Source organism: Streptosporangium sp. LJ11 (genome assembly GCF_051918945.1).
Classification (GTDB): Bacteria; Actinomycetota; Actinomycetes; order Streptosporangiales; family Streptosporangiaceae; genus Streptosporangium.
Genome location: NZ_JBPXMB010000006.1, coordinates 34,840 through 59,450, shown reverse-complemented (window position 1 = coordinate 59,450; position 24,611 = coordinate 34,840). Strand labels below are relative to the sequence as shown.

The window sequence follows — 24,611 nt, the reverse complement described above, 5'->3', positions numbered from 1 at the left end:
CCTGGTCCCTCTCTCCGAAGCCGCCCCGGACGTGTCGTCTCAGGAGGCGCCCGAGGTCCCGCCGAGGTGGGTGAGCGTGCTGGCCAGGTCGCGCGCCGCCTTCGGCCTGAGCGGGTCGTCGTCGGGAGTGGCCCGCAGGAACAGGCCGAAGTGTCCCGCCGCCCGCTCCAGGTCCGCGGCGCTGCCGTTGGCGAGCCCCCTGCTCCGCAGGAGCCCGCCCAGGGCGAACGTCGCCTGGTACGTGGCCGGGTCGCCCTCCGGCAGGTGAGGGAGCACGTTCTCGAGCAGGGTGACGGCCTCGCCGAGATCCGCGGGCCGCGCACCCGGGCGGGTGACGCGCGTGGCCAGCACCGTGCCCAGCCGGTAGCGCAGGTAGAGGGCCGACTCCCCGTCGTCGCACTCGCGCAGGGCCGCCCTGAGCCTGTCGACCGCCAGGTCCAGGTCGTACGGCACGCCCCGGTCGGCGTGGCGGCTCAGCAGCAGCTCGGCGAGGGCCTCGTGGTCGGCGGCGCTGAACCAGGCGCTCTCCTCGCGCAGGTCGTCCGCCTCGGAGAGCATGGTGATGGCGACGTCGCGGTCGGCGGGGTCGCCGAAGTCCTCCCACCGGACCTCGTGCACCCGTCCCACCAGGGCGAAGGACCACTGGTCGCAGTCGTGGGCGAGGAGCCAGCCCGCGTGTTCGGCCGCCTCGTCGAGATCCTCCCGGGCCGCGGCGCCCGGGGGTTCCTCGTCCGTGCACCGGCACAGGATCGCCTGGGTGAGAGCCTGGCGCCACCCGGCTTCGCGACAGGTGCCGGTCACCTCCGCCCGCAGGGCACGCAACCGCGTGACCTCATCCCCAGCCATGCCGGATCTCCCTTCCGAGCCTGTATGAAACTATATAAATAGAATCCTCTCACTCTTGTTGTCGGTAAAGAACCTGCTGGAGAAAGGAAGCCGCCGGACCACCTCCGGACATCGTTCCGGTGGCCGTGCTCGGCGGAGGACCGCGGCGGACGTGGCCGGCCCGGCGGCGGCCGGAGCGGTGACGGCCGGAGCGGTGACGGCCGGCGAAGCCGTGGGCGGCGCGGCGCGGTCAGCGCGACAGGGTCAGCGTCGCGGCGTCGATCAGTTCCTGCAGGCGCAGGCCCCGGGCCGCGTCCAGTTCACCCGGGCGGCCCGACCGCACGGCGGCGGCGAACTCGGCGCGCAGGACGGGCCAGCACTCCTCGTGGTCGATCCCTGAGGTGTCGAAGACGAGCTCCCCCTCCGGTCCGAGCAGCTCGATCCGGGTGCGCGCCCTGGGCAGCAGGACGCTGCCCGACAGGGACGCCTGGCTGACGGCGCCGTTCTCGTGCTCGCAGGTCAGCTCCACCCAGCGACGCGGATCGCCGGTCGCCCGGATGCCGGTGATGGGGCCGACCGCGGCGTCCAGCAGGTCCAGCAGGTGCGGGCCGAGGTCGAGCAGGGCTCCCTGTTCCAGCCGCCAGCCGGTGGCGAACTCCCCATCGAGGAAGGCGCCGTGCAGGTAGCACGAGCGGGCGCCGGTCGTCTCCAGTCGCGCCGCGCGGCGCAGGAACTCGCGGGTGGCGGGGTGGTAGCGCTTGGTCAGCACCATCTGCGAGACGACGCCCGCCTCGGCGACGGCCTCCGCCACCGCGCGCGCCGACGCGAGGTCGGGCCCCAGCGGCTTCTCCAGCAGCACGGCCTTGCCCGCCTTGGCCGCGCGCACGGCGAGCTCCGCCTGGACGGCGGGGGGCACGGCGAACGCGACGGCCTCGCACCGGTCGAACAGTTCCTCCGGCGTGCCGGCGACGACCGCCCCGTACGGCTCGGCGATCTCCCGGGCCGCGGGGGCGCGGCGCGCCCAGACGGCGGAGAGGCGGGTCTCCGGGCCCGCGGCCAGCATCCGGGCGTGCATGGTGCGGGCCCACGGGCCGGCGCCGATGAGGCCGACCTCGACGGGTGTGGTGGTGTTCACGATTCGACTCCGGCAGGTGAGTGGTGGTGCGGACGGGCCGGCGCCGTCAGGCGGGCGTCGGCCTGGTCGGGGGCGTACAGGTACTCCACCACCATCACGGTGGCCCCGGCGAGCGCGGCGCGGTCGCCGAGCCGGGAGGTGACGACCTGCAGGTTGCGCGTGGCCCGGGGCAGGGCGCGCTGGTAGAGCAGCTCGCGCACCCCGGTGACGAAGTGGGTCTCCGCCAGTTCTCCGGCGATCATCAGCACGCCGGGATTGAGCAGGGTGACGACGGTGACGAGCACCTCCCCGCAGCGCCGTCCTGCCTCGCGGGCCAGGCGTCCCGCGTCGGGGGAGCCCGCGTCGAGGTGGGCGCGTACGTCGGCGCCCGACTGGGCGGGCACGCCGAGGGCGGCGAGCTGCCCGGCCAGGGCGCGGCCGCTGGCGACGGCGGCCAGGCAGCCGTACGAGCCGCACATGCAGCGGGCCTCCGACTGGTCGTGCAGGCGGATGTGGCCGAGGTCGCCGGCGCCGCCGTCGATGCCGCGGAAGACCTTGCCGTCGACGACGACGCCGGCGCCGATGCCGGTGGAGACCTTGACCAGGACGAACGCGGAACAGTCGGCGAACGCGTGGCGCTGCTCGCCCAGTCCCATCAGGTTGGCGTCGTTGTCGACCAGGACCGGCACGGCGGCGTCCACCCCGGCGTGCAGAGCGAGCGAGCTCTGCATCCGCCCGGGAACCGGGTAGCCGTCCCAGCCCGGCATGATCGGCGGTCGTACGACCCGTCCCGACGAGGAGTCGACGGGCCCGGGGAGCGACAGGCCCACCCCGCAGACCGCCTCTGGAGCGGTCCCCGCCGCGGCCAGCAGGTCGACGAACCACAGGCCGATCCGGTCCAGGACGACCTCCGGGCCGTCCTCGATCGGCAGGGCCTCGGTGTGCTCGGCCAGGACGCCGCCCGCCAGGTCCATCACCGCGGCGCGGGCGTGGGTGACGTCCAGGTCGGCGGCGAGGACCACGGCGTGGCCGGTGTCGAACTCCAGCAGGTTGGAGGGGCGTCCCCCGGTCGACTGCCCGCCGGGGACGGCGCGCAGCCAACCGGCGTCGAAGAGCTGGTCGAGCCGCTGGCCGACGGTGGAGCGGGACAGGCCGGTGACGCGCTGGAGCTCGCCCCGGGTGCGCGCCTGCCCGGTGCGGATCAGTTCCAGGAGGTGGCCTGCGGTGCTCCAGGGCGTTGCCATCCGGTGTGTCTCTCCTCGGCTCTAGCTCTTGTCCGCACCGCTGGTGAGACCCTCGGTAAGGAGTCTCTCCGCGGCGTAGAAAAGAACTACCACGGGAATCGTGAGGACCACCGACCCCGCCATGAGAACCGTCTTGGGGACCTCGATGCCGTTGGCGAGTTGCTGCAGGCCCAGCGAGACCGTCCACTGGTCGGGGGCGGCGGCGAGGAAGAGCAGCGCGAAGAGGAACTCGTTCCAGGCGATCATGAAGACGTACAGGCCGGTCGCCATGAGCGAGGGCGCGGCCAGGGGCAGCACGATCTTGCGCAGGATCTGCGCCCGCGAGCAGCCGTCGAGCGCCGCGGCCTCCTCGACGCTCTTGGGGATGGTGACGAAGTAGTTCTTCAGCATGTAGATGGAGACGGGCACGGTCTGCGCGATGTAGACGATGACGAGCCCGGTCAGGCTGCCCTGCAGGCCGATCTTGGCGAACATCACGAACAGCGGGACCGCCAGCAGGGTGGACGGGAAGAGATAAACGGCGAGGAACACCGCGCTGACCTGGCGTCCGCCGAGGAACCTGAGGCGGCTGACCGCGTAGGCGCCGGGCACCGAGGCCAGCAGGGTGAGCGCCACGGTGGCGAGGGCGACGAGCGCGGAGTTGCCGAGCATCCGCAGGAAGCCCTGGCCGCCTTCCTCGACCGACTGCAGGACGTTGCGGTACGTGTCGAACGTGAGCTCCGAGAGGGTCACCCACAGCCGGCCGGGGTCGAGCAGCAGCTGGTCGATGGGCTTCACCGACAGCAGCAGCATGTAGTAGAAGGGGAAGAGCGTGATGACCGCGAGAAAGGCGATCACGACCCACCGCAGGACGGCGAAGGTCCTCTCCTCGACCTGTGCGCGGCTCATGACGCCTCCTCCTGGACCCTCTTGGCGAAGAACTTGAAGTAGATGCCGAGCAGCACGGCGAGGACGAGCGCGAGGACCAGGGCCTGCGCGGCCGCCGCCCCCACGTCGTAGCGGGCGGTGAGGAAGTCGTAGACCCGCACCGCGACGACGTCGGTGCCCGAGCCTCCCCCGGTGAGCAGGTAGACGTCGTCGAACTTGTTGAACGTCATGATGAACCGCAGCACCGACAGCAGCGCGATCACCGGCATCAGCTGGGGTAGCAGGATGTGGCGGAAGCGCTGGGTGAGCGTGGCGCCGTCCACCGTGGCGGCCTCCTCTATCCCGGCGGGCACGGCCTGCAGGCGGGCGAGCAGGAACAGGAAGGCGAACGGGAAGTACCGCCAGATCTCGAAGGCGATGACGGTGAGCAGGGCGAGCGGCAGCTCCACCTGCCAGCCGAGGAGGGAGACCTCGTGGGAGCGGGTCGCCAGGAAGGCGATCGGCTTCTCCCAGCCGAGCAGCCGGGTGCCCAGCTCGTTGACGATGCCGAACTGCGGGCTGAGGGCGATCTCCCAGACGAACGTGACGGCCACCACGGGCGCGACGTAGGGCAGCAGCATCGACCCGCGCATCAGGGCACGGCCGCGGAAGGGCCGGCGCAGGGCGAGGGCGGCGACCAGCCCGAGGGCGATCGACCCGGCGGTGCTGCCGGCGGTGTAGACCAGGGTGGTCCACAGCGAGGTCCAGAAGCCGGGCGAGGTGAAGACCTCGGCGAAGTTCTCCCAGGTCCAGTTGGACAGCAGGCCCATGCCCTGGATGTCGACCAGCCGTGCCCGCTGGAAGGCGAGCAGCACGGTCCAGGCGATGGGCAGGATGACGACGACCAGGACCACGAGCACGGTGGGCGTCACGAAGCCCAGCCCGGTCCTGTTCTCGCGCTGGGCCAGGGTGATGGTCCTGTCCCGCCGGGCCTCGGGTCGCGGGCTCGTCTCGGGGGGTCGGCGCCGCTCGGCGCCCTGTGTGGTGCTCATCGTGGGTTCCTCGGGGGGACGGGGCCGCGGGGGCTCACTGGAGGGACTTCTGCAGGGCCGTGACTTCGTCGTCGGCCTCCCTGGCGGCCTCTTCCGGGGATATCTGGCCGGAGGTCATGGCGCCGACCGCCTTCGGGATGGGAAGCTCGCCGAGTGTCGCGCCGACCAGCGCGCCCTGACCCTCGGTGAGGCCCCAGCGCCGCATGTCGCTCACGCCGGAGGCGAGCTGGTCGAGGAACTCGGCGGAGAAGACGGACTTCATCGGCTTCTTCGTGTCGACGCCGACGTCGCTGGCGCGCCAGGCCTCGCGGTATCTGTCGGGATCCTCGGCCGTGCCGTCGCGAACCGGGATCTTGCCCTCGGGGGCCATCCCGAACCAGCCCTCGTACCCGGTGCTCATCATGTACTCGACGAACTTCTCCGAGGCCGCGGTCTCGGCGGTCCGGGTGACCGCCCAGGAGGAGATCTCGCCGAACTGGGCGGGTTCGGCGGCGCCGGGGCCCTTCAGGGCCGTGACGATCCCGCTGTTGTCCGAGAGGAAGGCGGGGTCCTGGGCGCACTGCGCGCAGCTGGGCAGCGCGTCGGCGCGCAGGCCTGCCAGCTCGTCCAGCAGGAAGGTCGACCAGACGATCATCGCGGAACGGCCGGCGAAGTAGGTGGCGCGGGTCGAGTCCACGCTCTGCGTGCCCGGGGCCCCGTAGTCGGCGGCGAGCTGGTGGTAGGTGGCGAAGGCCTGCCGGCACTGGGGGCTGTCGAGGCCGACGTCGCCCCCGGGGCCGACGAGGTTGCAGCCGTTGGCGAGCGCGAGGTCCTCGAAGCTCTGCTGTGTGAAGACGTCGCTCGGGTCGGTGGCGAGTGACATGCCGCTGACCTCACCGCCGTTCAGGGTCTTCGCGGCCCGCAGCATGGTGTCGTAGGAATCGGGGACGGAGAGCCCCGCCTTGGCGAACAGGTCCTTGCGGTAGACGAGGATCTGCATCCAGGCGTCGCTGGGGACGCTGAGGCGGGTGGTCTTGTCGCCGGTCAGCGTCAGCGCGTTGCGGTTGAAGGTGCCGGCGCCGAGCCCCTCGACGATCCTGCCCGCCGCGGCGGTGTCGAGCAGGCCGTTGGTGTACATCTGCCAGACCGAGGCGAGCGGGACGCCGCCGAGGACGTCGGGGAGGGTGCCCGCGGCGGCCGCGGACATGATCAGCTGTGGCAGCTGGCCCTCGTCGATCCCGACCAGGTCCACCTGGACGCCGCTCTCCTTCTCGAAGGCCGCGACGATCTTCTTGGTCACCTCCATGCGGGGGGTGAGGTTCTCCAGGCTCCAGACCGTGATCCTGTTGTCCGGAGCGCTCTCACCCCGCGCGGCGCAACCGGACATCAGCCCGATTCCCAGCGCTACGGCCACAGCGGCCGCCAGTGCCCTCGACCTTCGAGACCGCCTGCGCATAGATCTTCCTCACTGCCGCCGTGTTACGTACGTGTTGCATCAGAGCACCACTTTTGCTTATTGACAAGACCTAAGTTTGGGATATCTTCGACACAAGTTAGCGGTATTTGTCCAACCGATATACAAAAACGATCTTCCGGAGCTCCTGTGGAACGTGTCGTCCAGTTCACCGGCCCCCGTCAGGTGGAGATCGCCACCGGCGAGTCACTCCCCCTGCCACCTGGCCATCTGCGCGTCCGGACCCTGTACTCCGGCATCTCCGCGGGCACCGAACTCACCGCCTATCGGGGGACCAACCCCTACCTGACCCGTACCTGGGACCCCGAGGCCAGGATCTTCCGCGACGCGGGGCCCGGCATCTCCTACCCGGTGGCGGGCTGGGGATACTCGGAGGTCGGCGAGGTCGTCGAGGTCTCCCCCGAACTCGCGGGCACCCCCGAGCTGCCCCGGCCCGGCGAGCTGGTGTGGGGCATCTGGGGACACCGCGGCGAGGGCCTCGTCCCCGCCGAGCGGATGATCGGCCACGTGCTGCCCACCGGGCTCGCGCCGATCGCGGGCGCCTTCGCCAGGGTCGGGGCCATCGCGTACAACGCCGTCCTCGCCGCCGACATCCATCTCGGCGAGGACGTCGCCGTCTTCGGCCAGGGTGTGATCGGCCTGCTCACCACCCGGCTGGCGGAGCTGAGCGGCGCCCGCGTCACCGCCGTCGACGCGCTCGACTCCCGGCTCGCCAAGGCGGCGGAGTACGGCGCCGCACGCACCCTGAACGCGCGCACCGACGCCGTCGCGGAGCGGATCCGCGAGGCCACCGGCGGGCTCGGCGCCGACGTCGCCATCGAGATCAGCGGCGCCCACCCGGCCCTGCACGAGGCCATCCGCTCGGTCACCGTGGGCGGACGCGTCGTCGCCTCCGGCTTCTACCAGGGAGACGGCGTGGGGCTGCGGCTCGGCGACGAGTTCCACCACAACCGCGTGCAGCTCGTGTCCTCCCAGATCGGCGGGCTCCCGCCGCAGCTCGCCGGGCGCTGGAGCGTGGACCGCCTCCAGCGGACCTTCCTGCGGCTCGTCGCCGACGGCCACGTCGACGTGAAGTCCCTGGTGAGCCATGTCGTACCGGTCGCCGACGCGGCCGAGGCATACGTCCTCCTGGATGAGCGTCCCGCCGACGCGCTCCAGGTCGTCCTGGAGTTCTGAGAGGCTGACGAACGATGCTCAAAATCGCCTGCCAGGAGCAGCTGCTTCCCGGCGAGACGCTCCAGGAGAAGTGGGAGTTCGCGCAGAACGCCGGCTACGACGCCATCGAGCTGCGCGGCAAGGGGGCCTTCCACTTCCGCGACCGGCTGCCCGAGCTGCGCAAGGCCCTCGCCGACGGCGTCGTCATGCCGACCGTGTGCGTGGACATGCTCCACTTCTTCGGCGCCTTCGACGACGACCTGCGCCGCGACGCCCTCGAGCAGATGAAGTCGCAGCTGTCCGTCATCGGCGAGCTCGGCGGGCTCGGCGCCCAGACGCCCGCCTCCTACGGCATGTTCTCGCGCCGGCTGCCGCCGTTCGAGCCGCCGCGCAGCGAGGAGCGGGACCGCGAGGTGCTGCTCGAGGGTCTCACCGAGCTGGGCGAGCACGCCCGCGGAGAGGGCGTCACGCTCTTCCTCGAGCCGCTCAACCGCTACGAGGACCACATGGTCAACCGGCTGGAGCAGGCCGCCGACCTGATCCGCGCCGTCGGCCTGGACTCGGTCCGCATCGGCATCGACAGCTACCACATGAACATCGAGGAGACCGACCCCGCGGCCGCCGTCCTCGCCGCCGCGCCCCTGGTCGGGCACGCCCAGGTCAGCGACTCCAACCGCATGCAGCCCGGAGCGGGCCACCTCGACTGGCCCGCCTGGCTGGGCGCCCTGGACGCCATCGGCTACGACGGCTACCTGGCCGTCGAGTGCAGGCTCACCGGAGACCCGGTCCAGGCCGTACGCTCGATCCCGCCCTTCCTGCGGCGCGCCTCCTTCCCGCACCGGCCGGCCGGATGACCGCCGTCCTCGAAGCGGCCGCCACCTCCGGCACCGGCCGCCGGGCCCACCTGCGCCGGGCCGCCACGCACGTCCTGCTCGGCAACTGGACCGGGACGGCGACCGTTCCCTCGCGCGCCCTGTACCCGCACCAGTGGAGCTGGGACTCGGCCTTCGTCGCCATCGGGCTGCGCCACATCGCCCCGCGCCGGGCCCAGCGCGAGCTGGAGACGCTGCTGGGCGCGCAGTGGGGCGACGGCCGGATCCCGCACATCATCTTCAACCCGTCCGTACCGCTCGGGGCCTACTTCCCCAGCCCCGACTTCTGGCGTTCCTCGGGCACGGACCGGAGGACGGGCGCGCCCTCCACCGTCGAGACCTCCGGAATCATCCAGCCGCCCGTTCACGCCCTGGCCGCCTGGCTGGTGCACCTCGCCGACCCGGCCGAGTCGCGGCGCCGCGGTTTCCTGCCGCGCGTCTACCCCCGGCTCGCCGCCTGGCACCGCTACCTGGCCACCTCCAGGGACCTGGGCGGCGGCGGGCTGGCCGCGGTGACGCACCCGTGGGAGCCGGGACTGGACAACAGCCCGAGCTGGGACGCGGCCCTGGCCAGGGTCGAGCCCGCGCCGCGGGACTCCTTCCGCCGGGCCGACCTCGACCACGGCTCCCCCGCCGACCGGCCCACCGACCTGGACTACGCGCGGTACGTGCGCCTGGCCGCGACCTACCGCGACCACGGCTACGACGACGCGCGCACCCCGCACGCCTTCGCCGTCGAGGACCCCTCCTTCAACGCCCTGCTCATCGCCTCCGAGCACGCGCTCGCCGCGATCGCCCGGGTGGTCGGCGCGGACGAGGGGACGCACCGGCGGCGGGCCGAGGCGGCGACCGGCGCCCTGCTCGACCGGCTGTGGGACCCGGCCGCCGGCGTCTTCCTCCCCCGCGACCTGGTGACGGACGAGCCCATCGCCGGGTACGGCGTGTCGGGGCTCGTCCCGCTGATCGTCCCCGGCCTGCCGGAGGACGTCGCGGCGGCCCTGGTGCGGACCGCCCGCGGACCGCGCTTCCGCCTGGGAGAGGTCCGGCTCGTGCCCAGCTACGACCTCACGGCGGAGGAGTTCGACGGCAACCGCTACTGGCGCGGTCCCAGCTGGTTCAACATGGCCTGGCTGGTCCACCGCGGCCTGGTGCGGCACGGCGACGCGAGGGCGGCGGGCCGGCTGCGCGCGCAGGTCCTGGACGCGGCCCACAGCACGGGGTTCGCCGAGTACCTGGAGCCGTACACCGGGGAGGGGCGCGGCGTCCGGCGCTTCAGCTGGACCGCCGCCCTGGCCCTGGACCTGCTCCACGCCTCCGACTCCTCCGGAAGCGTGTCCGAGGGCGACGCGCCCGGAGGCGGATCCGGCGAGGAGGGCTCCGCCCGATGAGCGCCGGCCGCCTGCTGGTCAACAGCGGCACCTTCGCCGCCGTGACCGCCCACGGGGACGTCCACGGCACCCGGGGCACCGCGACGGACGGGCTGTTCGTCAGGGACGCCCGGCACCTGAGCCGGTGGCTGCTGACCGCGGGCGGCGCGGCGCCGGTCCCGCCGAGCGCACCGGCCCTGCCGACCCTGCCGACCCCGCTGACCCTGCTGACCTCCTCCGGCGACGGCTGCGTGCTCACCCCGGCCGGCACCCGCGACCACCCTCCCGCCTACACCGTCTTCCGGCGGCAGGCGGTGGCCGAGGGCGCCCTCACCGAGCACGTCCGCCTGGTGAGCAACAGCGGCGAACCCGCCGTCGTGGAGCTCGAACTCCACGTGGACGCCGACTTCGCCGACCAGTTCGAGCTGCGCGCCGACCATCGCGCGTACGAGAAACCCGGCGCGCGCCGCACCGCGCACGACACCCCGGACGGGGTCGCCTTCCACTACCGGCGCGGCGAGAGCTGGTCCTCACGGACCACCGTCGCCGCCTCGCCGCCGCCGCACCGGATCCGCCCCGCCGACGGCGAGGGCGAGGGTACCGCCCGCGTCCTGACCTGGCGGTTCGCGCTGCCCGCCCACGGCGCGGCGGATCTGCGGCTCACCGCCCTGGCCGTCCCGCACGGTACGGGGGAACCGTCCCCACCCGGTTCCCCCGGCGCCGTGCGGGAACGGCTGGAGGCCGACACCGGCGCGTTCGCCGGCGCGCGGCCCCGCCCCCGCGACCTCACCTCCTGGGAGGAACTGGCCCGGGCCTGCGAGCAGGGGCTGGCCGACCTGGCGCGGCTGCGCGTCCCCACCTCGGGCCCCGCCGGCGAGGCGCTGCGGGTGCCCGCGGCCGGCGTCCCCTGGTTCCTCGGCCTGTTCGGCCGCGACTCCCTGCTGACCTCGCTCTTCGCCCTGCCGTACCGGCCCGCGCTGGCCGCCGACACCCTGCTCGCCCTCGCCGCCGTACAGGGGACGCGGGACGACCCCTCCCGATTGGAGCAGCCGGGCAGGATCGTGCACGAGGTGCGGCACGGCGAGCTCGCGCACTTCCGGCAGGTCCCCTATGGCCGCTACTACGGGAGCGTCGACGCCACCCCGCTCTTCCTGGTGCTGCTGGAGGCCCACGCCGCGGCCACCGGCGACCCGGCGCTGGCCCGGCGCCTCGAACCGCAGGCGCGCGCGGCGGTGGAGTGGATGTTCCGCGACGGCGGCCTCGGTGGGCACGGATACCTCCGCTACACCTCCGACGCGGCGGGCGGCGGCCTGGTCAACCAGAACTGGAAGGACTCCGCCGACGCCATCCGCTTCTCCGACGGCGCGCGGGCCGAGGGCGCCCTGGCGGTCTGCGAGGTCCAGGGGTACGCCTACGACGCCCTGGTCCGCACGGCCCGGCTCGCCCGCACGGTGTGGGGGGACCCGCGCTGGGCCGGCTTCCTGGAGGAGGCCGCCGCCGACCTGCGGGACCGGTTCCGCCGCGACTTCTGGATGCCCGAGCACGCCTTCCCCGCGCTCGCCCTGGACGGTGCGGACCGGCGGGTCGACACGCTCGCCTCGGACGCCGGGCACCTGCTGTGGTCCGGCATCCTGTCCCCGGACGAGGAGCGGGCGGTGGGCCGGCGGCTGCTGCGGCCGGACTTCTTCTCCGGCTTCGGCATCCGCACGCTCGCCGCGGGCCAGGTCCCCTACCACCCGCTCTCCTACCACCTGGGCAGCATCTGGCCGCACGACAACGCCGTCATCGTGCTCGGCCTGGCGCGCCGCGGGCTCGCCGAGGAGGCCCGGACCGTCGCCCACGGCCTGGTGCGGGCGGCGGCCGGGCACGGCTGGCGGCTGCCGGAGGTCATGGCCGGATACGGGCGCGACGAGCATCCGGACCCGGTGCCCTACCCGCACTCGTCCTCCCCCCAGGCCTGGGCGGCCGCGACACCGCTCGCCCTCCTCACCGCCCTGCGGGAGACGGGCACGGCTTCCGGGCCGCTCTCCTCCGCCGTACCGCACCGTTGACGTGCCCCCACCCTGGGGGGTGGGGGTTCCCGCCCGTGCCGCCCGGTTTCGTGCGGCACCTCGTCCGGGCACGTCACCGGGACATGCCGGGATGCGTTGCCTGTCGCGTGGCCGCTGTCTTCGCTGTTTGATGCCGGGGTGTCCTAGAGTCGCCGCATGCGACGACGGACAGGATTGGCTGTGGCCGGGGTAGTAGCCCTGGCCTGGGGGGAATGGTTGAACTGGCGCTGGTCTCGAGCCCTCGTAGGGAACAGCAGGGGCGTTTCCGAGGCCGTGGTCGTGCTGGGATACCGGAACCCTCAAGCGACGGCGAACCTCGTCAACCGCTGGCGAGTTCGTGCCGGCCTTCGCTCCATCGCCGCCGACCGCGAGCGGGACACGCGCGTGATTTTCAGCGGTGGTGCGACCGGCACCGGCGCCGCGGAGGCCCGGTTGATGGCTGACTACGCGAAGTCGGTGCTCGATTTCGAAGGCACGGTTTTCCTCGAAGACCAAAGTAGAACGACATGGGAGAACGTTACGAACGTGATCCCGCTCCTTGAGGACGTCGACCGCATCAAGATCGCCTCCCAACCGGCTCACGCGCTCAAAGCCCGCGCATACTTGCGGCGCCAGCGCCCTGATCTCGCCGACAGGCTCGTGCTCGCGGATGACTACCGTCCCGGCGAGTGGCTGATCGTCAAACCGCTGCTGGCACTGTACGGACTTTGGACGCTCCGCGGCCTCGAAGACGACGAGAGGAAGATCTCGCTCTAGCCGGCCGCTGTCGCGCCGGCGTCAGAAGCGGTGGTCGTCGAGCCTGCGCCAGCAGATGATGGCGCGGGCCGGCCGGAGGAACGCTTCGCGGATGTCGTCATCGATCTCCCGGCGGATGCGCGGGCGGCGGAACCGGTGCAACAGCGCGAAACTCTGCTCGACGGGCGTTCACCCCCCGCGTGTGGCGCTCGCGACCGCGATGCGAGCCGGTGAACATTTCTGTCGATCACAAAAATTTTTCGTCCGAGCCTCGCGGAAAACATTCAGGCGCGGATGGCGTACCACGCGAGGGCTCTGCAAGAACGAAAGAACCGTACCCCCAGGCCACCGGCCGCACTCCGAAAGGTTTCGGATATGCTGCCGAACATGCCAGGTAAGCCCCGGGTGACGATCGCCCGTATCGCCGAGGAGGCGGGCGTCTCAGCCCCCACGGTCTCCAAGGTGATCAACGGCAGGTCCGAGGTGTCGCCGGAGACCCGCAGGCGGGTCGAGCGGCTCCTGCGCGAGCACGGTTACATCCGGCGCGCGACCGGCACCGACGGCCCGGCGGGCCTGATCGACCTGATCTTCGCCGAGCTGGAGAGCCCGTGGGCGATGGAGCTCATCCGCGGGGCGGAGAAGGCCGCCGCGGAGGCCGAGGCCAGCATCGTGATCTCCGTCCTGCACACCCACGAGGGTCCCGGCCGCGACTGGCTCGACCGGCTCGCCGCCCGCCGCACCGATGGCGTGATCATCGTCGGCTCCCGGCTCTCCGCACAGCGGTACGACCGGCTCAACTCCCGCTCGATCCCCTTCGTGGTCGTCGACCCCGAGGGCGAGCCGGCTCCCGGCGTGGCCTCGGTGGGCGCGACCAACTGGCAGGGCGGCCTGACCGCCACCCGGCATCTCCTGGAGCTCGGCCACCGCAGGATCGGCATGATCGGCGGCCCGCCCGACGTGCTGTGCAGCCGCGCCCGCATCGACGGCTACCGGGCCGCGCTGGAGACGGCGGGGGTCGAGGTCGACCCCGCGCTGATCCTGCACGGTGACTTCCTCGTCGGCTCCGGCCACGACCACGGCCACACCCTGCTCTCGCTGCCCGACCGGCCCACCGCCATCTTCGCCGGCAGCGACCTGCAGGCCTTCGGCGTCTTCGAGGTGGCCAGGCAGCGCGGGCTGCGCGTCCCCGACGACCTGAGCGTCGTCGGCTTCGACGACCTGCCCCTGTCCAGGTCCGCCTGGCCGCCGCTCACCACGGTCCGCCAGCCCTTGGAGGAGATGGCCTTCCTCGCCACCCGGATGGCCCTGGGCATCTCCCGCGGCGAGTCACCCGAGCCGCGCCGGGTCGAGCTCTCCACCGACCTCGTCGTCCGCGAGAGCTCCGCTCCCCCGGCACCCTGACCCGCAGGTCAGGAGAACGAGCCTCCATCGAGACCGGAACGTCTCACGACCTGACCTTTCACGCCTGCGCCGACCGCCGACAGGTTGGAAAAAGGCTCACTGGTGGGTGACAACGGGAAATTCCTTCGCTCATCCCGCCGGGACGCCGCCGCGTGACTTCAGAATGGGTTCATGTGGGATCGAATGATCTGGCGTTTGCTGATCGCGGTCGGCATGGCCACGTTAGCGGGAGTCATCGCGTATGTGCTGTTGACGATACCCTTCGAGACTGCCCTGAAGTATGCCGACATGGTGGCGAGCGTGATTGGCGCGACGGTCGGGCTGATCACGTTCCTGGTCGCCGAGTTGCGCCACCGTCGCACGGCCCGCGCCGATTCCGCGGCTCCCACGCCCCCTGGCCTCTTCATTCAGGAGAACCGGGCGGAGAACGGCACCGTGTACGCCGTGCAGCATGGTCCGCTGAACATCTACCGACCGCTGCCCTCCGAGATGAGATCTCTCGATGATCAGGCCGGTCCATGAGTGGCGAGCGGGACGAGGCCGTCGGCTCGTACCTCCAGACCAACAAAGGGAATCAGGTCAACGCCGTCCAGCACGGCGTGTTGAATCTGTACCAGTGGAAACCGGCCTACCATATCGAGAGGTTCACGCCGGCCCCCATCGAGATGACACGGGAGCAGGTGAGAAGACGCCCTTCCGCGCTCCTGCTGGCAAGGCACGAAGTCGTCGAGTTCACCGGGCGGGTGGAGGAACTCGCGCGGCTGGCGCGATGGCGTGACGACCCTGACGAGAGTGGCACCTCCATCCTCCTGCTCCACGGATCCGGCGGGCAGGGCAAGACACGACTGGCCGCCGAATTCGCTCGAATGTCCGCCGAGCGGGAATGGGCCGTCTGGCGTGCCTCCGCACATCCCGCGGAGTTCGCCGAACAGCGTCCCGTCTCCGCTCCGGCGTCGAGCGAGGCGGGAACCCTCCTCCTGGTGGACTACGCGGAACGCTGGCCGCAGGGCGCGCTTCACGGCCTGCTCAGCGATCCTCTGCTGAGACGTCGCAGGCGGACGCGGATCCTCCTCGTCGCGAGGCCCGCCGGCGACTGGTGGCTCGATGTCAAAGCATGGCTGGACGACAAGTCGATCTCGTCCGGCCGAATGAGCCTGGAACATCTGAGCGCGAACGACGATCAGGACAACCGCAGTACGTTGTTCGAAAGGGCGCGGGACGAGTACGCACGATGGCTGGGGTTGCCGGCGGCGGAGGCCATGACGATCGATCCCCCGGACCAGCTCGCGGAGGACGAGTACGGCCTGGTGCTGAGAATTCACATGGCGGCACTCGCGCTCGTCGACGCGAGGAAACAGGGAGTCGCCGTTCCCGCCGACCAGGTTCGGATCTCCGAGTATCTGATCTCTCGCGAGCGTAGACACTGGCAGGACGTGCTGGCCGCCAACCCCGCCTGGTCGTCGAACGTCACACCGGCGATTCTGGGCCGTGCGGTCTACATCGCCATCCTCGCGGGGCCCCTACCCCACGAGATCGCCGGCACCGCGTTGAACAGGGCCGACGTCACGTTCGCGGAACATGTGCTCGCCGCCCACCAGCGCTGCTATCCCTCCTTCGAGGGGGATCTCACACTGGAGCCGATCTATCCTGACCTGCTGGCCGAGGACTTCGTCGCGCTGACGACCGTGGGCCACGAGTTCGATCATGCCCCTGACCCCTGGACGACGCACGCTCTGACGCGATTACTGAGCACAGATGATGGGGCGAAGGCGCAACCCGTGCTGGTGAGCCGGGCGATGACGGTCCTGATCGAGGCCGCCAACCGCTGGGAGCATCTCGCGGCCCGCCATCTGTGTCCGATCCTTCGGGCGAATCCCCGGATCGCCTCCCACATAGACAATGCGGCGTTGATTCGACTCACTCAGATCCCGGCCCTGGATGTCGCGACGCTGGAGGCGATCATCCCGGTTCTGACCAGCCAGAAAGGCGCCCCTGTCTACCGTGCCGTAGGTATCGCCGCCGTTGTCCGGCGCCACATGGCGTTGAAGGAAACCCGCGGAATGAGTGACGCCCAACGGGCGGAACACTCAAGACGGGTCGAGTGGTGGTTGCACGCCGCCGCACTTCACGAGGACGCGCTCGCCTTCGGCCTGGTGACCATCACCCTGTACGAGGGACTGCTGCACGACGCGTTCGAATCGGGCGACGTTCGAGCCCAGGCAAGGCATGCGGAAGACCTGGCGTGGGCCCATGTCAGCCTCGGGATCACCCTGCACCTGACCGGCGGGCATCGCGAGGCACTCGCATCCACCGTCAAGGGGATTCACCTGCACTGCCTTCTGATGCGTGCACGCAACCCGGATGTCGCGGATCTGATAACGGCGGATCTCGAGACCCTGTCCGAAGAGCTCGACATGGTCCTTGGATCGGCATCGGTGAGAGAAGTCCCTGGACCGGCATTGGACGAGGTCTTCAACAGGGGGCAGTTGGAGTTGAGCCTGGGCCGGATGCTGGCGAATCTGGCGGCGCGACAGGAACTGACGCCCTCGCAGCGTCTGGCCTGGGCGAACATCGCGGTCGAGGTGAATCGCGAGTGGTCGGAAGGCCTCCTGATCAACGGCAACCTTGAGCTGGCCGGAGCACTGCACAATCTGGCATGGGCCAGGGAAGAGACGGGAGATCTCGCGGGAGCGATCGAGTCCGTGAGGGAGGCGGTGGAGATCCGGCGCGGTCAGGCGAAGGAAGTGCTGGGAGACTACGACGCGGAGTTGGCCAGCGTGTTGCACGGGCTCGGCCGGCTCCTGTGGGAAGGACGAGGGCTCGCTCCGGGCAACGCGGCCGAGGCCGTCGAATGCCTGACCGACGCCGCCAGGTTGTACACGGCTCTGGCCTCCGCCAACCACCAGAGCTTCTCCCGCCGACTGCAGGATATCCGGGCCTTCCTGATCACCGTTCAAGCCGAACAGACGGGAGCTTGACAACCGGTCGCCCGCTGGAACATGACATGAATGGATCCCTCAGAAACGAGAACGCTTCAGCCCTGCCCGGTAACCGCTTCCGCTTCGCACCGATTTACGACGCGCCTCTAATCCCCCGAATCCAGCGACTAATTAACGCGATATTCCATACGATCTCGCGATAGCGCTTCTCTCGTATTACATTTCCCCATATGGTGACGGTGCTCTGCGAAAAAACCCTGCGATAAACCATTGCATCCGGTATGTGGCCGCCAGCGACAGGGGAGAAGCCCATGGCCGCTTCACGACGGAGAACCACTCGTCTCGCACTCGTCGCACTGCTCGTCGGCGCGCTGATCGCGGTCCCCGCCGGCACCGCGGCCGCCACGACGAGCGGGAACGCCCCGGTGGGGCCCGCCGCCGCGAGGAGCCTCGACGACATCAACGCGGACATTCGCAGTGCCCAGTACGCCATCAACCGGTTCTGGGCGACGCACTGGTCGGAGTTCTTCCCCGGCAGGTATTCGCCCCCGCGCGTTCTCGGCGCGTACGACGGCGCGTGGGGCGACGCGCCGACGTGCCAGGGATATCCCCTTCCCGATGACAACGCCCTGTACTGCTGGCCGCCCTACGACTTCGTCGCGTGGGACGTCGACCTCATGCGCATGGGATACCGGCAGGGAGACGCCTGGGTCTATCTGATCATCGCGCACGAATGGGCCCACGCCGTCCAGGCCCGCCTTCCCGAGAGGCTGCTGTCCCGGCAGCTCGAACTCCAGGCCGACTGCCTCGCCGGGGCGGCGCTCTTCGGAGCCGCCGATGACGGCGTCCTGTACTTCGAGACCGGCGACACCGCGGAGATCTCGGCGGCTCTGCGAGAGCACGCCGACGACACTCCCTGGACCGATGTGAGCGACCACGGCACCGCCGCGCAACGACTGGGCGCCTTCAACCGGGGCGCCCGCCAGGGCGTGGGCGGATGCTTCGCGTGACGAGGGCGGTCCCGGCACGCGGCCGCACCCACGATCCCGCTCGCGACCACCCTCACGAGCGCGCCCGCGACCGCCAGAGCACCCGGCCCACCGCCGGGTAGGACCCCGGCCTGGGTGATGGAGGGGTCACCCGGGCCGGGGTCACGAAACCCGTGCCCTTGACCCGCACCCGCGTCCCCGACCCGCACGCCTGCTCACGGCCCGCGTGCGGGTCTCCCCTCCCGCACGCGGGCCCCGGCCCGCGCGAGTCCCCTCCTCCCGCGCGGGACGCGGATCCCGCCCTCACCTCCGTTCCCCTCCCTACGGAAGCCGGAGTCGACCGGCCCGTACGGGAGGCGGAGGCTCAGACGCGGCTGTTTCCGGAACGTTCCATCAGGGCGGCCAGGCGGTTCGCCCGTTCGGTGTCGCCGGCGTGCAGGGAGGCGGTTCTGGCGATCTCCAGTGGCTCCATGGCCGCCGGGAGGCGCCCCGCGTCCATGAGGAGGTCCGCCCACTCCCCCGCCACGGCGGCCAGGTAGTCGTGGTCGGCGGCCTGGGCGTCCTCCGAGCGGGCCAGCCGGTGGCGGATCGTGACCGACTCGGCGTAGGCGGCGATGGCCTCCTCGCGGCGCCCGAGCGCGGCCAGCTGCCAGCCGAGGCCGTGCAGCGCGGTGGCGAAGGCCGCCGAGTAGGCGGGCGGGTTCTCCGTGGCGAGCCGCCGCCGGATCGAGACGGCTCTCGTGCCGTGGAGCACGGCGTCCTCCAGCCGCCCCAGCGACGCCGTCCGCTGGGCCAGCGTGTGCAGCGCCATCGCGAGGCTCGGCTCGTGTGCCGCCGGGCTCCGGACGGCGAGCCCCTCGTAGATGCCGACCGCCTCGCGGGCGGCGTCCAGGGCGGCCTCCGGCATGCCGATCCGGCCCAGGTCGCAGGCGAGGCCGTTCAGCGAACCCGCCAGGTGGGGCAGGTACTCGTCGGGACGCGCCTCCGCCAGCTCACGCCTGACGGCCACCGCCTCGCGCCCCACGTCGACCGCGTCGTGCCTGCGGCCCAGCCGGACGTACCGCATCACCGCGCCGGCCAGGCACAGGGCCAGGTCGGGGAGGTAGGTGTCGCGGTCGTCCCCGGCCAGCCGCCGGGTGATCTCGAGCGCCTCCTCGCTCGCGGCGAGCGCCTCCTCGTGGCGTCCGGCGGCCGCGAGCTCGCTGGAGCGACGGCTCAGCGACAGGGCCAGGCGGCGCTCGCGGTCCGGGGCCCTCACCGGCGCCTCACCCCGGCGTCCCGGCCCGCGGACCGGGACGGGATGGCGTTCATCCGTTCTCCTCGAGAGTGGGAACTCTGCTTGGGCGGTGTCAACGGGATCCCTCTCGCCTCCTCTCACCGAACCTCCTCTCACCGGGCACTCGCCGGCCTCTCGCCGGTCTGGCCCCGTCGAGGGCGATGACCAGGCCGGCCGATGTTTTGGAACGCTCCCGTCGGTGGGGTGACGAGACCCGAAGGGAGCCTCGCGCGGTCAGACGAAGCTGCGCGCCGACGCCCATCTCGTCTCGGCGGTGGACCCCCTGCCCTGGAGGTCGAGAACGGCGTCGGCGTCCTTCCTCCTGGAAAGCCTCCTGGAAAGCGGTCCGGCGTCCCGCGGGCCGTCCGGCAGCACCTGCCAGACCGGATCGCACCGGATGACCGGCCGATCCCGTTCGGGCTCCCCTTCGGAGAGCGGTGTCCAGAGCGTGCGGACGCCGTGCTCGTTGACGAGCCTCAGGTGGGTACGGCACCCGGGGCAGCGGATTCCTTCGGTGCCGAGGTCCTCGCGCCGCGCGGTGAAGTAGCCGTAGTGGTCCACTCCCCGCTCGTCCCACGACAGGTCCATGTGCCGGTCCCAGCCGACCTTCGCGGCGGCCCTGCCCCGGGGGGCGCAGACCGGGCAGGGCACCCGCATCTCGTCCCAGAACCGTGAGGCCGCCAGTTCGGGATCGTGTCGGCCGGCCTGCTTGACCGTCTCGGTGACGGCCTCTCCCCGGCCCGCCGGAGGCCTGCGGATCCGCGGGGCGGTGGTGATCGGGTCGGAGTTGTTGATGAGCCTGGCGAAGCGGTCGGCGTGGGCGTCGCCCAGCAGGGGGACGCCCAGGACGGCACGGGCGGTGAGGTGCTCCAGCCGCCGGATGCCGCCCGAGGGCCGGGCGGCGTACGCGGAGGTGATCATGGGCGGCGTGGAACCGCGCGGTAGCAGCCACAGCGTGGCCAGCAGCTCGCTCACCGTCCAGAACGACGAGAAGTAGTCAGGCGCGGGATGGACGACGGCCCTCCCCGTCGCGATGATCTCGTACATCAGCCGCGCCACGCCCTCCCACATCTGCTGCCGGGTGACCACCTCGGCCGGGTAGGAGTACTCGCGGGGCGGCACCATCCGCACGGTGACCGAGTGGGCCTTCTCGAAGCCCGCGCGCCACTCCCCCGCCTCCTGCCGGTGGTCGCCGTGGAAGCTGAGGAAGTAGTCGGCCGGGTTGTCGAACATCCAGTAGTGCTCCCGGGGCGCGGGCAGGCGCGGCGCGGGCGTGCGGACCGTGCCCAGCACGCGGCGCAGGCGCCGCTCCAGCCACTCGCCCAGTTCCGGGTTGCCCAGGGTCTCGCCGTGCACGGGGGCGTGGCTGGCGCGGGTCAGCACGTTGCGGGGCAGCGGGGTGCGGCTGAGGACGATGCTGCCGGGGTCGAGTTTGGCGCGCATGTTGAAGGCCGCGTAGACGTCCTCCGGTCCCTCGACCGAGCAGTCCCACACGACGAAGGTCGACGCCCGCTGCGCCGCGAGCGCGGTGGTCTGGCCGGCACCGGGAAGAGCGACCGCCAGGCGGACCCCCAGCCTCGCGCAGATCGGCCGTATCCAGTTGTCCAGCAGGTCGTGGCCGCTCTCGGTCGGCGGTACGAAGGCCGTCATGGTGGCGTTCACGTGGCGGCCCCGGCCGATCCCGCGCGGCCGTTCCACCCGGCCCGTACGACCGGAACGCCCCGCATGCCCGGCGCGCCCTGCCTGCCCGGCGCGGTCCTTACGGCCCTTACGGCCCGCGGGACCGTCACGACCGGCGGCCGGTGGTACGCCCGTCCCGCCGCCGGCCGGCGACGGTGTTGCCTCCCGAGTTCCCTCCCGAGGTGGGACGTGGTGCCCATCTGATGTTCTCCCCCCTGGCGTGACACTCCGTGGACGACTGCCTCCCGCGCCGGCGGACACGCGGCACCCTCTCGCGCGATCATCCGTCCAGGTGGGTTTCCAGGAGGGTGACCAGCTCGATGACACCGTGGAAGGGGACGGGCTGCGCGGAGTCATCGGATTCGACCGTCCCGGCGATGTGACCGGTGGCGGTCCTCTGGACGTCGATGGTCAACCGCATTCCGGCCTCCTGTCGGCGGCGCCGCTCTCCCGGCACTCTGGCAGTCGCTCACGGTAGTGGCCGGAGACCGGGAAAGCGTCCAGGTACCACCCCTACGGATGGCACGACAAACCTCGACATGCCCGTTTCCCGTACGCCGGCATGGCCGCGGAACCGTTCCGCGCGAGCCGGATGCCGGCCGTCCGCCTTACCGCCTCGTTCGTCACTCGTCACTCGTCATTCGTCGGGGTCGGACAGGACCGCGCGGAGCTCGACCCGGCTGGTGACGTTCAGCTTCGCGTAGATGCGGTTCAGCTGCGTCTCCACGGTGCTGATCGCCACCAGGCGCTTCTGCGCGATCTGACGGGTGGTCATGCCCTCGCAGACCATCGCCACGACCTCGCGCTCGGCCCCGGTGAGACTGCTGAAGGCGGCGTTGGGGCCGTCCACGGAAAGCCGGAGCTCCCCGGCCGTCTTCAGGGCGAGGGCGGCGTAGGCCGCGGCGCCGGTACGGTTGAAGGCGACCAGTGCCCGCCTCAGCAGCCGTTCCGCCTCGGCGTGGCGGCCCCGGGCGTGCTGGGAGCGCGTCATCACCAGGTCGATCCTGCCGGCCTCGATCGGCAGGCCCACCTCGCGGGCCAGGGAGAGGGCCTCCTCGCACTCCCGTACGGCGCCCGCGTGGTCGCCCCGGACGGCGGCGATCTGGCCCCGCACCCTGGCGATGGACATCAGGGTCGAGCGGCGCCCGCTCGACGCGGCCCTGTCGCTGAAGACGCCCAGCGCGACGTCCGCCTCGTCGGCCCGGCCGAGCTGGGAGAGCGCGTCGGCGCCGATCGGGCCGAACAGGTGGGTGCCCGGCTCCAGGGAGTCGTAGTGCAGCTCGATCGCCTCGGCCGCGCTGAGCAGCCGCTGGACGTCGCCCTGGGCCTGGGCGACCGCCGCGCGTGCGCCCGCCGCGTAGGCGAGGCTCGCCCTGCTCTCGACGAGCGGCGCCCACTCCGTGGCCTGGCGGGCGTGCTCGCGCGCCCGGTCCCACTCTCCCCGGGCCGCGTGAGGGAAGCACGCCAGGGAGTGCAGGAGCGCGTAGTCCCAGACCCGCTCGTTCTCCTCGGCGTCGCCGACGGCGAGCCGGGTGAACTGGACGGCGTCGTCGAGCCTGCCCCGCCGGTACTCGACCTCGCCCAGGAAGCCGAGTGCCTGGCCGACCCGCAGCGCCTCGCCGCGCGTGGCCCGCGCGACGCTCTCACGCAGGTCGGCGGACGCGCCCTCCAGGTCGTCGGTCCACAACCGGATCATTCCTCTGGCCACCAGCCCGTCCAGCCCGGCCACCGAACCCGGCAGGTCGGCGTCCGCCAGGGACGCCAGCGCCTCCTCGGCCCGTCCGGCCAGGGTCCAGCCCAGGGACTGGGCGAACCAGGCGAACGCGCGTACCCACGGCTCGTCGCTGCCCGCCGCGACGGCCGCCGTGCCGTACTCGACCATCTCGGGGTAGGAGATCTCGACCACCCCGATGATCGCGAGCTGGGCCGCGATGCGCGCCCGCAGGTCCGCGGGCGTGTGCGGGCTCTCCGCCGTGTCGCGCCCGGCGGCGCCCAGCGCCTGGACCAGCAGGAGCTTGGCCTCCGCGACGCGCCCGGAGATCAGGGCCTGGTAACCGGCGACGTAGTCGCGCCAGGGGCCTCGCGGCGCCGCGAGGATCTCGCTCTCGTAGCGCCGGGCGACGGTGGCGTCACCGGAGACCAGCAGGGTCTCCACTGCCGTCAGCAGGCGGGCCACCCTGTCCGGTCCCGGCGGGGTCAGCTCCGCGGCGTGGCGGGCGTACACCGCCGCCAGGGGGAGCCTGCCGCGCGACAGCAGGGACTGGGCCTCCTCCTGCGCCAGCGCGGCGAGCTCACCGTCCGTACCGCCGCCGGACGCCGCGATCCCGTGCCACAGCGCGCCGGGACCGCCGAGCAGGGCGGCACTGCGGTGCAGGGCACGGCGGCGCTCGACACCGGAGTCGTAGTAGATGCGGTCCCAGACGAGCAGGGTGGTGAACGCGAACTCCTGCCCCGCCGTCCCGGGAATCTCCTTGACCAGCCCGGCGTCGACGGCCTCCGCGAGGGGCGTCGTGGCGTCGGCGACGCCGGAGAGCGCGCGCAGGTCGGCCAGGCCGAAGCGGCGGCCGAGCACCGCCGCCGCGCCGACGACCTCGCGGGTACGGCGGCCGCACGACGCCAGCCGCGCCACGACGGCCTGCGTCATGCCGCGGGGGGCGGGCAGCGGGCCGTTGCCGAAGTTGATCGAGTGCATCTCCACCTGGTCAAGCAGGAGGACCGAGTGCAGCGCGTTGCCGTTGGTGTGCTCGTGCAGCCTCCTGGCGCCGGAGGGGGTGAGCCCGTCGTGGCCGGTCGCGACGGCGAGCCTCACGAGGTCGTCGGCGGGGAGCCCCTCGACCTGGAGCAGGCGCCCCTGCGCCGAGTCGAAGATCCGTTCCCATCCCTCGTGGAGCTCCAGGCGGGGAGCGTCCGGCGCCGCTCCCGTCGCGTACCCGGGGGCCTGGTGCACGACCAGGAGCATGACCTGGGCGTTGCGCAGGCGCCGGGCCGCCAGGCGGAGCGCGGCCATCGACTGCCGGTCGCCGCAGTGCGCGTCGTCGACGACCACGATCAGCGCGTCCGCGGCGGCGAACTCCGCCGCGAGGGCCTGTCCGACGAAGGCCGCCTCGGACTGGCCCGACAGCGTCCTGGCGAGCGCCGGGGTCGGCAGCTGCTCGGCGATCTGTTCCAGCACCCCCCACGGGTGGGCGAGCGCGTCCTCGTCACCGAAGGCGCGGACGATCCGCACGCCGGGCACGGTACGCAGGAAGCGCTCGACCAGCTCGGTCTTGCCCATCCCCGACGCCCCCCGGACACCCACGATCCGCGCGTCACGGCGTCTGGCCTCGCCCCACGCCTCCCCGAGGAAGTCGAGTTCCCGCTTCCGGCCGATGAACAGCGGAGAGGTTCTGCCGTGCAACGCAGCGCTCCCTTTTCACGATCCCCATGTTCTTGACGGCGATTATGGGTCAGGAATCAGCCTATCGGCATGGATTTCATCTGAAGATTCTTCACGAAACGGATCCGAATGAATTTCACATCAGCCGGATTCCCTCGTCCGCGGAACGCTCCGGACGCGGACCGCGACCGCCCGGACACGCCGAGAACCCGCCCGGGAGACTCGCGATGCCCACT

The 24,611-nt window shown here is 71.8% G+C and carries 19 protein-coding genes; 9 read left to right on the top strand and 10 right to left on the bottom strand.

The genetic code is table 11. The features are described 5' to 3' along the window. Window positions 1–39: 39 nt before the first annotated feature. The 6 genes from ACTOQ3_RS10910 to ACTOQ3_RS10885 all read right to left on the bottom strand — a co-directional run bounded on the left by ACTOQ3_RS10910 (window position 40) and on the right by ACTOQ3_RS10885 (window position 6,474). On the bottom strand, window positions 40–846 hold the full coding sequence (locus ACTOQ3_RS10910; protein WP_440083228.1) for a hypothetical protein: 807 nt from the start codon (window positions 844–846) through the stop codon (window positions 40–42). Between the two features lie 229 nt (window positions 847–1,075). After that, window positions 1,076–1,960, bottom strand: a complete 885-nt coding sequence (locus ACTOQ3_RS10905) for a Gfo/Idh/MocA family protein (RefSeq protein WP_440083227.1) — start codon at window positions 1,958–1,960, stop codon at window positions 1,076–1,078. Further along, window positions 1,957–3,183: an ROK family transcriptional regulator gene (locus tag ACTOQ3_RS10900; protein WP_440083226.1), complete on the bottom strand. Its 1,227-nt coding sequence runs from the start codon at window positions 3,181–3,183 to the stop codon at window positions 1,957–1,959. Before ACTOQ3_RS10900 ends, ACTOQ3_RS10905 begins: the two co-directional genes overlap by 4 nt. Before the next feature lie 21 nt (window positions 3,184–3,204). Continuing rightward, complete coding sequence (locus ACTOQ3_RS10895) at window positions 3,205–4,071, bottom strand: carbohydrate ABC transporter permease (protein ID WP_440083225.1); 867 nt, start codon at window positions 4,069–4,071, stop codon at window positions 3,205–3,207. After that, window positions 4,068–5,081: a carbohydrate ABC transporter permease gene (locus ACTOQ3_RS10890; RefSeq protein WP_440083224.1), complete on the bottom strand. Its 1,014-nt coding sequence runs from the start codon at window positions 5,079–5,081 to the stop codon at window positions 4,068–4,070. The genes ACTOQ3_RS10895 and ACTOQ3_RS10890 overlap by 4 nt, the downstream gene beginning before the upstream one ends. 34 nt (window positions 5,082–5,115) lie before the next feature. Next, a complete protein-coding gene (locus ACTOQ3_RS10885) occupies window positions 5,116–6,474 on the bottom strand; it encodes an ABC transporter substrate-binding protein (protein WP_440083223.1) in 1,359 nt (452 codons plus the stop codon). A gap of 189 nt (window positions 6,475–6,663) precedes the next feature. Here ACTOQ3_RS10885 and ACTOQ3_RS10880 point away from each other — a divergent pair, with 189 nt between their 5' ends. The 9 genes from ACTOQ3_RS10880 to ACTOQ3_RS10840 all read left to right on the top strand — a co-directional run bounded on the left by ACTOQ3_RS10880 (window position 6,664) and on the right by ACTOQ3_RS10840 (window position 18,064). Continuing rightward, on the top strand, window positions 6,664–7,710 hold the full coding sequence (locus tag ACTOQ3_RS10880) for a zinc-dependent alcohol dehydrogenase (RefSeq protein ID WP_440083222.1): 1,047 nt from the start codon (window positions 6,664–6,666) through the stop codon (window positions 7,708–7,710). Between the two features lie 14 nt (window positions 7,711–7,724). Further along, window positions 7,725–8,543, top strand: a complete 819-nt coding sequence (locus ACTOQ3_RS10875) for a TIM barrel protein (RefSeq protein WP_440083221.1) — start codon at window positions 7,725–7,727, stop codon at window positions 8,541–8,543. After that, window positions 8,540–9,949 (top strand): MGH1-like glycoside hydrolase domain-containing protein, encoded by a 1,410-nt coding sequence (locus ACTOQ3_RS10870; RefSeq protein ID WP_440083220.1) that lies wholly within the window; start codon window positions 8,540–8,542, stop codon window positions 9,947–9,949. Before ACTOQ3_RS10875 ends, ACTOQ3_RS10870 begins: the two co-directional genes overlap by 4 nt. Then, window positions 9,946–11,979, top strand: a complete 2,034-nt coding sequence (locus ACTOQ3_RS10865) for an amylo-alpha-1,6-glucosidase (RefSeq protein WP_440083219.1) — start codon at window positions 9,946–9,948, stop codon at window positions 11,977–11,979. The genes ACTOQ3_RS10870 and ACTOQ3_RS10865 overlap by 4 nt, the downstream gene beginning before the upstream one ends. A gap of 273 nt (window positions 11,980–12,252) precedes the next feature. Next, window positions 12,253–12,735, top strand: coding sequence for a YdcF family protein (locus ACTOQ3_RS10860; protein WP_440083218.1), 483 nt, complete (start codon window positions 12,253–12,255; stop codon window positions 12,733–12,735). A gap of 366 nt (window positions 12,736–13,101) precedes the next feature. Beyond that, window positions 13,102–14,115, top strand: coding sequence for a LacI family DNA-binding transcriptional regulator (locus tag ACTOQ3_RS10855; protein WP_440083217.1), 1,014 nt, complete (start codon window positions 13,102–13,104; stop codon window positions 14,113–14,115). 171 nt (window positions 14,116–14,286) lie between these two features. Then, complete coding sequence (locus tag ACTOQ3_RS10850) at window positions 14,287–14,637, top strand: hypothetical protein (protein ID WP_440083216.1); 351 nt, start codon at window positions 14,287–14,289, stop codon at window positions 14,635–14,637. Next, a complete protein-coding gene (locus ACTOQ3_RS10845; RefSeq protein WP_440083215.1) occupies window positions 14,634–17,093 on the top strand; it encodes a tetratricopeptide repeat protein in 2,460 nt (819 codons plus the stop codon). The genes ACTOQ3_RS10850 and ACTOQ3_RS10845 overlap by 4 nt, the downstream gene beginning before the upstream one ends. A gap of 272 nt (window positions 17,094–17,365) precedes the next feature. Continuing rightward, window positions 17,366–18,064 carry a neutral zinc metallopeptidase gene (locus ACTOQ3_RS10840; protein WP_440083214.1) on the top strand — a complete coding sequence of 233 codons (699 nt, stop codon included), beginning with the start codon at window positions 17,366–17,368 and terminating at the stop codon, window positions 18,062–18,064. 343 nt (window positions 18,065–18,407) lie between these two features. Here ACTOQ3_RS10840 and ACTOQ3_RS10835 read toward each other — a convergent pair whose 3' ends face one another. The 4 genes from ACTOQ3_RS10835 to ACTOQ3_RS10820 all read right to left on the bottom strand — a co-directional run bounded on the left by ACTOQ3_RS10835 (window position 18,408) and on the right by ACTOQ3_RS10820 (window position 24,396). Continuing rightward, window positions 18,408–19,301, bottom strand: coding sequence for a tetratricopeptide repeat protein (locus ACTOQ3_RS10835; protein ID WP_440083213.1), 894 nt, complete (start codon window positions 19,299–19,301; stop codon window positions 18,408–18,410). 252 nt (window positions 19,302–19,553) lie between these two features. Continuing rightward, window positions 19,554–20,981 carry a hypothetical protein gene (locus ACTOQ3_RS10830; RefSeq protein ID WP_440083212.1) on the bottom strand — a complete coding sequence of 476 codons (1,428 nt, stop codon included), beginning with the start codon at window positions 20,979–20,981 and terminating at the stop codon, window positions 19,554–19,556. A 298-nt stretch (window positions 20,982–21,279) separates the two neighbouring features. Then, window positions 21,280–21,420 (bottom strand): hypothetical protein, encoded by a 141-nt coding sequence (locus ACTOQ3_RS10825; RefSeq protein ID WP_440083211.1) that lies wholly within the window; start codon window positions 21,418–21,420, stop codon window positions 21,280–21,282. Window positions 21,421–21,636: 216 nt separating this feature from the next. Then, window positions 21,637–24,396: an AAA family ATPase gene (locus ACTOQ3_RS10820; protein ID WP_440083210.1), complete on the bottom strand. Its 2,760-nt coding sequence runs from the start codon at window positions 24,394–24,396 to the stop codon at window positions 21,637–21,639. Window positions 24,397–24,611 lie beyond the last annotated feature (215 nt).

What these genes read in the sequence shown, in the direction of transcription:
- ACTOQ3_RS10895 (WP_440083225.1), bottom strand. Translation starts at nt 4,071, where the DNA reads ATGAGCCGCGCACAGGTCGAGGAGAGGACCTTCGCCGTCCTGCGGTGG.
- ACTOQ3_RS10900 (WP_440083226.1), bottom strand. Translation starts at nt 3,183, where the DNA reads ATGGCAACGCCCTGGAGCACCGCAGGCCACCTCCTGGAACTGATCCGC.
- ACTOQ3_RS10840 (WP_440083214.1), top strand. Translation starts at nt 17,366, where the DNA reads ATGGCCGCTTCACGACGGAGAACCACTCGTCTCGCACTCGTCGCACTG.
- ACTOQ3_RS10875 (WP_440083221.1), top strand. Translation starts at nt 7,725, where the DNA reads ATGCTCAAAATCGCCTGCCAGGAGCAGCTGCTTCCCGGCGAGACGCTC.
- ACTOQ3_RS10825 (WP_440083211.1), bottom strand. Translation starts at nt 21,420, where the DNA reads ATGCGGTTGACCATCGACGTCCAGAGGACCGCCACCGGTCACATCGCC.
- ACTOQ3_RS10850 (WP_440083216.1), top strand. Translation starts at nt 14,287, where the DNA reads ATGTGGGATCGAATGATCTGGCGTTTGCTGATCGCGGTCGGCATGGCC.
- ACTOQ3_RS10910 (WP_440083228.1), bottom strand. Translation starts at nt 846, where the DNA reads ATGGCTGGGGATGAGGTCACGCGGTTGCGTGCCCTGCGGGCGGAGGTG.
- ACTOQ3_RS10855 (WP_440083217.1), top strand. Translation starts at nt 13,102, where the DNA reads ATGCCAGGTAAGCCCCGGGTGACGATCGCCCGTATCGCCGAGGAGGCG.
- ACTOQ3_RS10890 (WP_440083224.1), bottom strand. Translation starts at nt 5,081, where the DNA reads ATGAGCACCACACAGGGCGCCGAGCGGCGCCGACCCCCCGAGACGAGC.
- ACTOQ3_RS10865 (WP_440083219.1), top strand. Translation starts at nt 9,946, where the DNA reads ATGAGCGCCGGCCGCCTGCTGGTCAACAGCGGCACCTTCGCCGCCGTG.
- ACTOQ3_RS10870 (WP_440083220.1), top strand. Translation starts at nt 8,540, where the DNA reads ATGACCGCCGTCCTCGAAGCGGCCGCCACCTCCGGCACCGGCCGCCGG.
- ACTOQ3_RS10845 (WP_440083215.1), top strand. Translation starts at nt 14,634, where the DNA reads ATGAGTGGCGAGCGGGACGAGGCCGTCGGCTCGTACCTCCAGACCAAC.